This is a genomic window from Streptomyces sp. SID14478 (assembly GCF_010548525.1).
GTDB lineage: Bacteria > Actinomycetota > Actinomycetes > Streptomycetales > Streptomycetaceae > Streptomyces.
Map to the genome: position 1 here is coordinate 1 of NZ_JAAGMG010001189.1, position 8,007 is coordinate 8,007.

Genomic DNA, 8,007 nt, shown 5'->3' on the forward strand with positions numbered 1-8,007 from the left:
CGTCGGCGGGAGCACCGCCGCCGCCACCCTGCTGCTGACCGCCGCCGGAGCCACCGCTCCAGCCGCCGCCCTGCTGGCCGCCGCCACCGCCGCCGCCGAAGCCACCACCCTGGCCACCGCGACCGCTGGTCTTGGTGACCTTGGCCGTGGCACTGCGCAGGCTGGCGCCGACTTCCTCGACGTCCAGCTCGTAGACCGTGCGCTTGACGCCCTCACGGTCCTCATAGGACCGCTGCTTCAGCCGGCCCTGCACAATGACGCGCATGCCTCGCTGGAGCGACTCCGCGACGTTCTCCGCCGCCTGACGCCAGACCGAGCAGGTCAGGAACAGGCTCTCGCCGTCCTTCCACTCATTGGTCTGCCGGTCGAAGGTGCGGGGAGTGGACGCGACACGGAACTTCGCGACCGCCGCACCGGAGGGGGTGAAGCGCAGCTCGGGGTCGTCGACAAGATTGCCAACGACCGTGATGACGGTCTCGCCTGCCATGGGGTACCTCTCGGCGGGTTTGCTGCGGACTGCTTGCTGCTACTCGAATCCCCGAGTACCGCTGAACCGGGAGGTTCAGTGGGTCTCGGGACGGAGGACCTTGGTCCGGAGGACCGACTCGTTCAGGTTCATCTGGCGGTCGAGCTCCTTGACGACCGCAGGCTCGGCCTGCAGATCGATGACCGAGTAGATGCCCTCGGGCTTCTTCTTGATCTCGTACGAGAGACGACGACGGCCCCAGGTGTCGACCTTCTCCACCTTGCCGTTGCCCTCACGGACGACAGACATGAAGTTCTCGATCAGGGGGGCGACAGCGCGCTCCTCCAGATCGGGGTCGAGGATGACCATCACTTCGTAGTGACGCATGTGGAACCCACCTCCTTTGGACTCAGCGGCCACGGTCGTTCCGTGGCAGGAGGGTTGTTATGCGTGAGCAAAGATATCGGCCACCACTGACAATCGGGCCTCGCGGAGGAGAGCCGTGCAGATCAGTGGGTATCAGTCCCTGGTCGGGATGTGGGCAGACACCGATGCAGACGGTACAGACTACCCGCACCACGGCTTCCGGTTGAAATCCGACAGCAGACGACCGCAATCTGTACACATCGGGTGTGTATGGCGCTACGATGCGCCGCCTTCCGCAGGAGGTGCCCTCATGGCACAAGCAATGCGACCGAACAGCACCAGCGCCGGCTCTCTCTTCGCCTCGGACGGAAAGTCCCATCCGCTCCCCGACACCCTGCTCGCGGTGACCGCGGTGCTCGGAGCGATCGCGATCATCAGCTCGATCTGGCCCGGCCTCCATCTGCTCAGCTCCTGGACGGGCCTCGTCGGGATCCTCACCGGGGCCTACGGCCAGTTCGTCTCGGAGACGACCCGGGAGCGCTTCGTCCTGATCCTCGGGCTCGGCGCCGCCGCCGTCGGCTTCTTCATCGGCATGGCGCACGGCGGCCTCTTCGGCGGGGTCATCGGCTGAGGTCAGCACCCCCGCAGGGGCCGACCTCCCATACGGCCAGTCGGGGCGCTCGCAGGGCGCAGTAGGCTTCGGCGCGAGAGCCGGAGCCCCTGTACCCATGGGGACACACCAGCCCGAGGAGCGCCCCGAATGAGCCTGACCCTGAGGACCATCAGCAGAGAGCAGCATCTGGCATACATCCAGAGCCTGCCCTCGGCTAGCCACATGCAGGTCCCGGCCTGGGCTGATGTGAAGGCCGAGTGGCGGTCCGAGAACCTGGGCTGGTTCGACGAGCGCACCGGCGAGATGGTCGGCGCGGGACTCGTCCTGTACCGCCAGCTGCCCAAGATCAAGCGCTATCTCGCGTACCTCCCCGAGGGCCCGGTCATCAACTGGTACGCGCCCAACCTCGACGACTGGCTGCGCCCGATGCTCGCGCATCTGAAGCAGCAGGGCGCCTTCTCCGTGAAGATGGGCCCTCCGGTCATCATCCGGCGCTGGGAAGCCACTTCGATCAAGAAGGGCATCCAGGACCCGGACGTGAAGCGCCTGCGCGACATCGAGGCGGACTTCATCGAGCCCCGCGCCTTCGAGGTCGCCGACAAGCTGCGCCGCATGGGCTGGCAGCAGGGCGAGGACGGCGGCGCAGGATTCGGCGACGTACAGCCGCGCTACGTCTTCCAGGTGCCGCTCGCGAACCGCTCCCTGGAAGAGGTGCACAAGAACTTCAACCAGCTGTGGCGCCGCAACATCAAGAAGGCCGAGAAGGCCGGTGTCGAGGTCGTCCAGGGCGGCTACCAGGACCTCGCCGAATGGCAGCGCCTGTACGAGATCACGGCCGTGCGCGACCACTTCCGGCCGCGCCCGCTCTCGTACTTCCAGCGCATGTGGACGGCCCTCAACTCCGAGGACCCCAACCGCATGCGGCTGTACTTCGCCCGCCACAACGGGGTGAACCTCTCCGCGGCGACGATGCTCGTCGTCGGCGGGCACGTCTGGTACTCCTACGGCGCCTCCGACAACATCGGCCGCGAGGTCCGGCCCTCGAACGCGATGCAGTGGCGGATGCTGCGCGACTCCTACGCGCTCGGCGCCACCGCCTACGACCTGCGCGGTATCAGCGACTCGCTGGACGAGACCGACCACCTCTTCGGTCTGATCCAGTTCAAGGTCGGAACGGGCGGTCAGGCCGCCGAGTACCTCGGCGAGTGGGACTTCCCGCTCAACAAGCTGCTCCACAAGGCGCTCGACATCTACATGTCGCGGCGCTGACCCTGAGCCGGGCACGGCGCCCCCAGGGGCCCGTCCCCGCACACCCCGCTCCGCTTTCCCCGCGGACCCGGCACAATTCACGTAGCTCCAAAGACTCTCCATACCTCTGATACACCGCAGCCACGAGAAAGGTTCCGGGACCGGCCATGGCGCTCACGCTCTACGTCGACACCGCGCGCTGGCGGGCACATCACAAGCACGTGCTCGAGCAGTTTCCGGGGCTCGTCCCCGTCTGCAAGGGCAACGGCTACGGCTTCGGCCACGAACGGCTGGCGGAGGAGGCCACGCGCCTCGGCTCCGACATCCTCGCCGTCGGGACCACGTACGAAGCCGCCCGGATAAAGGACTGGTTCAGCGGTGATCTGCTGGTCCTGACCCCGTTCCGGCGCGGCGAGGAGCCCGTTCCGCTGCCCGACCGCGTCATCCGCTCCGTCTCCTCCGTCGACGGCGTGCACGGCCTCGTCGGCGCCCGCGTCGTCATCGAGGTCATGTCCTCGATGAAGCGGCACGGGGTGACCGAGCAGGACCTGCCACAGCTCGCACACGCCATCCAGGACGTACGCCTCGAAGGCTTCGCGATCCACCTGCCGCTCGACCGCACCGACGGCTCCGACGCCGTCGAGGAGGTCATCGGCTGGATGGACCGGCTGCGCGCGGCACGGCTCCCGCTGCACACCATGTTCGTCAGCCACCTCAAGGCCGAGGAACTGGCGCGGCTGCAGCAGCAGTTCCCGCAGACCCGCTTCCGCGCACGCATCGGCACCCGGCTGTGGCTGGGTGACCACGAGGCGACCGAGTACCGCGGCGCCATCCTGGACGTCACGCGCGTCGCCAAGGGCGACCGGTTCGGCTACCGGCAGCAGAAGTCGGCCTCGGACGGCTGGCTGGTGGTCGTGGCGGGCGGCACGTCGCACGGTGTGGGCCTGGAGGCCCCGAAGGCCCTGCACGGCGTCATGCCGCGCGCCAAGGGCGTCGCCCGCGCCGGGCTCGCGACGGTGAACCGCAACCTCGCGCCGTTCGTCTGGTCCGGGAAGCAGCGATGGTTCGCCGAGCCCCCGCACATGCAGGTCTCGATCCTGTTCGTACCGTCGGACGCCGCGGAGCCGAAGGTCGGCGAGGAACTGGTGGCCCATCTGCGGCACACCACCACGCAGTTCGACCGGATCGTGGACCGCTGAGCAAGCACTCCTGACGGCCCGGAAGACGTACGCGACAAGTAAAGACGTACGAGAAAAGGGGCAGAGCACCTATGAGGTGCCCTGCCCCTTCTTCGTTCCCTCACCCTGTTCGCTCAGAGCGAACTTCTCTGCTCCTTGCCCCAGTTCACCGGAGGCGGCTGCTCTCCGGCGGGTGCCGCATGCCGTGGGGGATGGGCCGCGTACCCCAGCGCGAAGACGTCCTCGGCCCCGTCCAGCACGCCGCCCGACGGGTCGTCGTCACCGGAGCGCCGCACCACGTCCCGCTCCGGCATCCAGATGTCGCGCACGAGGACGGCGCACAGGTACAGGGTGCCCAAGAGGTGGGCGGCAATGGCCAGTTGGTAACCGTCGGTCGGCAGGCCCTGGTGCTTGTCGCCGCTGGTCGTGTACGCGAGGTACAGCCAGATCCCCAGGAAGTACGCGACCTCGCACGCCTGCCAGATCAGGAAGTCGCGCCACTTCGGCCGGGCCAGGGCCGCGAGCGGGATCAGCCACAGTACGTACTGCGGCGAGTAGACCTTGTTGGTGAGGATGAAGGCGGCGACCACCAGGAAGGCCAGTTGCGCGAAGCGCGGGCGGCGCGGCGCGGTCAGCGCGAGAGCCGCGACGCCGAGACACGCAAGCACCATCAGGGCCGTGGCCAGGGTGTTGACGACGTCGGTGTCGAGCGGTGTGTCCATGTGCTGGGAGATGACCAGCCAGATGGACCCGAAGTCGACGCCGCGTTCCTGGCTGAACGTGTAGAACTTCGACCAGCCTTCGGGCGCGAGGAGCATCACCGGCACGTTCACGATCAGCCAGGCCCCCGCCGCGCCCAGCGTCGCGACCCCGAAGTCCCGCCACTTGCCCGCGCGCCAGCACAGCACGAACAGCGGGCCGAGCAGCAGGACGGGATAGAGCTTGGCGGCGGTCGCGAGCCCGAGGAGCACGCCGAACGCGAGGGCACGGCCGCGCGACCACATCAGCATCGCGGCCGCTGTGAGCGCCACTGCGAAGAGATCCCAGTTGATGGTGGCGGTCAGCGCGAACGCGGGCGCCAGAGCGACCAGGAGGCCGTCCCAGGGCCGCCTGCGGTGGGTGCGGGCGACGCAGCCGGCGATGACCGCGGCGCAGATCATCAGCATCCCGGCGTTGACCATCCAGTACACCTGTTCCTGGTGCTGGATGGTGCCGCCGCCCGGCGTCAGCCACGCGGCGACCTCCATGAACACGCCGGTGAGGACCGGGTACTCGAGGTAGTCCATGTCGCCGGACAGCTTGTCGAAGTACGGCACGAGTCCGTCGGCGAAACCGCGCCCCTGGTAGAGGTGCGGGATGTCCGAGTAGCAGGCGTGCGTGTACTGCGAGCTCGCACCGTAGAACCAGGCGCCGTCGTAGCAGGGGAACTTCTGCACCATGCCGAGCGCGAACATGCCGATCATGACGAGCGCGATGACGCGTACCGGAGTCCACCAGGAGCGTCCGAGCAGCGCTCGCCGGCCGAGCGGTCCGCCGACGAGCGCGCTGCCGGCCGCCGCGACCTCGTCCTCTCTGGTCGGACGTACCGGCTCCGGCTCGTGCGGGCTCACATGCGTCGTCTCTGCACTGGGCATGCCGCACATCCTGCCGTACGAGGCTGAGAATTCCTGAGCCCGCATGGACCGAGGGCTGTGCTCGGGTCCCTGATCGGGTCCCGTCACAGCCCTCGGTCCGTCGTCGCCCTGCGCGCGGGCCTAGCCCGTGGAGCCTCCGAAGAGACCCCCGTTCTGGTTGCCCCTGGGATCCCCTCCGCCGTCGGTGGCACTTTCCGTCGGCGACGAGGTCACCCCGCCGTCAGCGCCTCCTGTGTCGGTGCCGCCGCTGTCGCCCTGGCAGTCCCAGGCCCAGCGGCAGGTCTCGCTCGTCGACGGCGACGGCGAGGTGGACTCGGTCGGGGACGGCTCGACCGAGTGCGTCTCGGTCGGGGACGGCGTCTGCGACGGGGTGGGCGTCGGGATCGGACTCGGGGTGCCGACGACCTTGCCGATCTTCTCGGCGTCGGGGAAGTCCTTATGGTCCACGCCCTTCAGCGCGGACGACATGTAGTCCTTCCAGATCTGCGCCGGAATGTCACCACCGTGGATGGAGGTCACGCCACCGGTGCCGTTCATCGACAGCAGCTTCTTGCCGTTCGACCGGGGGTCGGTACGGAACAGCGTGACGGCCGTCGACAGCTCCGGGGTGTAGCCCACGAACCAGGCGGACTTGTTCTCGTCCGTGGTACCGGTCTTGCCGGCGACGGGGAAGCCGATGTTGCCGAGCTTCTCCTTGGCCGTACCGTTCTTCACCACGTTCTGCAGGACGTCGGTGACGTTGTTCGCCACGTCCGGGTCCATGGCCCGCGCGGGCTTCGGCTCCTCGAACCCGGGCAGCTCGTTGCCGTCCTTGTCCACGGCCTTGGTGACGGAGTACGGCTCGTAGTGCTCACCGGACGTGGCGAACGACCCGTAGGCGTCCGCCATGCGGATGGCGCTCGGCGTGGACGTGCCCAGGGAGAAGGACGCGTTGTTCAGGTTTCCCTGGTCGAAGCTGGACTTCAGGATGCCCATCTTCTCGGCCATGACCCGCGTCTTGCTCAGCCCCACGTCGATGCCGAGCTGGACGAACGGAGAGTTGATCGACTGCTCCATCGCCTTGCGCAGCGTGACCTGGCCCCACGCCCTGGTGCCCTCGTTCTTCTGCCGGAACGGGGTGCCGTCGGCCGCGCGGATCGGTTCGCCGTTGCGGTCCTTGATGATCTGCAGGTCGTTGCCGTTGTAGAGGCTCAGCGGCGAGATGCCGTCGCCGTTGCTCTTGTACGTACCGTCCTGCATCGCCGTGGCCAGCACGATGGGCTTCCAGGTGGAGCCGACGGGCACACCCGCGGTGTTCGCGTTGTTCGTGTAGTGGTCCTGGTCGTATCCCGCACCGCCGTACAACGCGACGATCTTGCCCGAGTTCGGATCCACGGAGCCGGCGCCGAACTGGACGTACTTGTCCTTGGCCCGCTTCTTGGGGTCGAGGAAGCTCTTCTCCGTGGCCTTGACCGACTTCTCGAGCTCTTCGACCTTCTTCTTGTTGAAGGTCGTGTAGATCTTGTAGCCGCCCTTCTCCAGGTCCTCGGGCGTGATGTGGCTCTTCTTGGAGAAGTAGTCCTTGGCGATGTCGACCAGGTAGCCGGTCTGCCCCGCGAGCGCGGACTTCTGCTTCACGCGCTTCGGGAACCCCTTGAGCGCGCTGTGCTCCGACGGGGTCATGTTCCCGACCTCGACCATGCGGTCGGAGATCCACTTCCAACGGGATTCCGCGCGCGCCTTGTTGGCGGCCGGCGTCGCGGCGTCGCCGATGCCCCCGTCGGGGTTGTAGAGGTTCGGACCCTTGAGGACCGATGCCAGGAAGATGCTCTGCTCGGGCGTGAGATCGGCCGCGTCGACGCCGAAGTAGGCGTTCGCGGCCGCCTGGATGCCGTACGCGTTGCGGCCGAAGTACGCGGTGTTGAGATAGCCCTTGAGGATGTCGTCCTTGTCGACCGTGGCGCCGACCTTCACCGAGATGAAGAGCTCCTTGGCCTTACGGGACAGGGACTGCGACTGGTCGTCCAGCATCGCGTTCTTCACGTACTGCTGGGTGATGGTCGAGCCGCCCTGGGTCTGGCCGCCGCGTGCCATGTTGAACATGGCGCGTCCGATGCCCATCGGGTCGACGCCGGAGTCCTCGTAGAACGAGGCGTTCTCCGCGGAGATCACCGCTTTCTGCATGGACTTCGGGATCTCGGACAGCGGCACGATCTGACGGTTCTGCTTACCGCCCGTCGCGGCCATCTGCGTCCCGTCGTCCCAGTAGAAGACGTTCGTCTGGGCCTGGGCCGCCTGCGCCTCGTTCGGCACCGACACGATCAGCAGGCCGATGCCGAACGCTCCGATCCCCAAAAGCATGAAGCCGAAGCACGTCCCTACGACCTGCTTCCACGACGGCACGAAACGGGCCAGGCCGTACTTGCCCGTGCGCGGGTAGTCGATGAACCTCTTCTTCTGGGGGCGCCCGGCGCCTCGGCCCCGGCCGCGGCCCGGACCGTTCGGCCCGCCGGGACCACCCGG

General features: G+C 67.6%; 7 protein-coding genes. 3 read left to right on the forward strand and 4 right to left on the reverse strand.

Annotated features, from left to right (window positions below):
• Both G3I40_RS37885 and rpsF read right to left on the reverse strand, forming a co-directional pair.
• Positions 1-487, reverse strand: a 487-nt coding sequence (locus tag G3I40_RS37885; protein ID WP_164559356.1) for a single-stranded DNA-binding protein, incomplete at its 3' end; no start/stop codon positions are given.
• Positions 488-562: 75 nt separating this feature from the next.
• Entirely contained in the window at positions 563-853 is a 291-nt protein-coding gene (gene rpsF / locus G3I40_RS37890) for a 30S ribosomal protein S6 (RefSeq protein WP_164559357.1), read from the reverse strand.
• A 289-nt stretch (positions 854-1,142) separates the two neighbouring features.
• On the opposite strand from rpsF, the gene G3I40_RS37895 reads away from it, so the two are divergent.
• The 3 genes from G3I40_RS37895 to G3I40_RS37905 all read left to right on the forward strand — a co-directional run bounded on the left by G3I40_RS37895 (position 1,143) and on the right by G3I40_RS37905 (position 3,892).
• Positions 1,143-1,463 carry a hypothetical protein gene (locus G3I40_RS37895; RefSeq protein ID WP_164559358.1) on the forward strand — a complete coding sequence of 107 codons (321 nt, stop codon included), beginning with the start codon at positions 1,143-1,145 and terminating at the stop codon, positions 1,461-1,463.
• 129 nt (positions 1,464-1,592) lie between these two features.
• Positions 1,593-2,714, forward strand: coding sequence for a peptidoglycan bridge formation glycyltransferase FemX (femX, locus tag G3I40_RS37900; protein ID WP_164559359.1), 1,122 nt, complete (start codon positions 1,593-1,595; stop codon positions 2,712-2,714).
• A gap of 146 nt (positions 2,715-2,860) precedes the next feature.
• Positions 2,861-3,892: an alanine racemase gene (locus G3I40_RS37905; RefSeq protein ID WP_164559360.1), complete on the forward strand. Its 1,032-nt coding sequence runs from the start codon at positions 2,861-2,863 to the stop codon at positions 3,890-3,892.
• A 113-nt stretch (positions 3,893-4,005) separates the two neighbouring features.
• Here G3I40_RS37905 and G3I40_RS37910 read toward each other — a convergent pair whose 3' ends face one another.
• Positions 4,006-5,505, reverse strand: coding sequence for a glycosyltransferase 87 family protein (locus G3I40_RS37910; RefSeq protein ID WP_164559361.1), 1,500 nt, complete (start codon positions 5,503-5,505; stop codon positions 4,006-4,008).
• A gap of 120 nt (positions 5,506-5,625) precedes the next feature.
• Positions 5,626-7,887, reverse strand: coding sequence for a transglycosylase domain-containing protein (locus G3I40_RS37915; protein ID WP_164559362.1), 2,262 nt, complete (start codon positions 7,885-7,887; stop codon positions 5,626-5,628).
• Positions 7,888-8,007 lie beyond the last annotated feature (120 nt).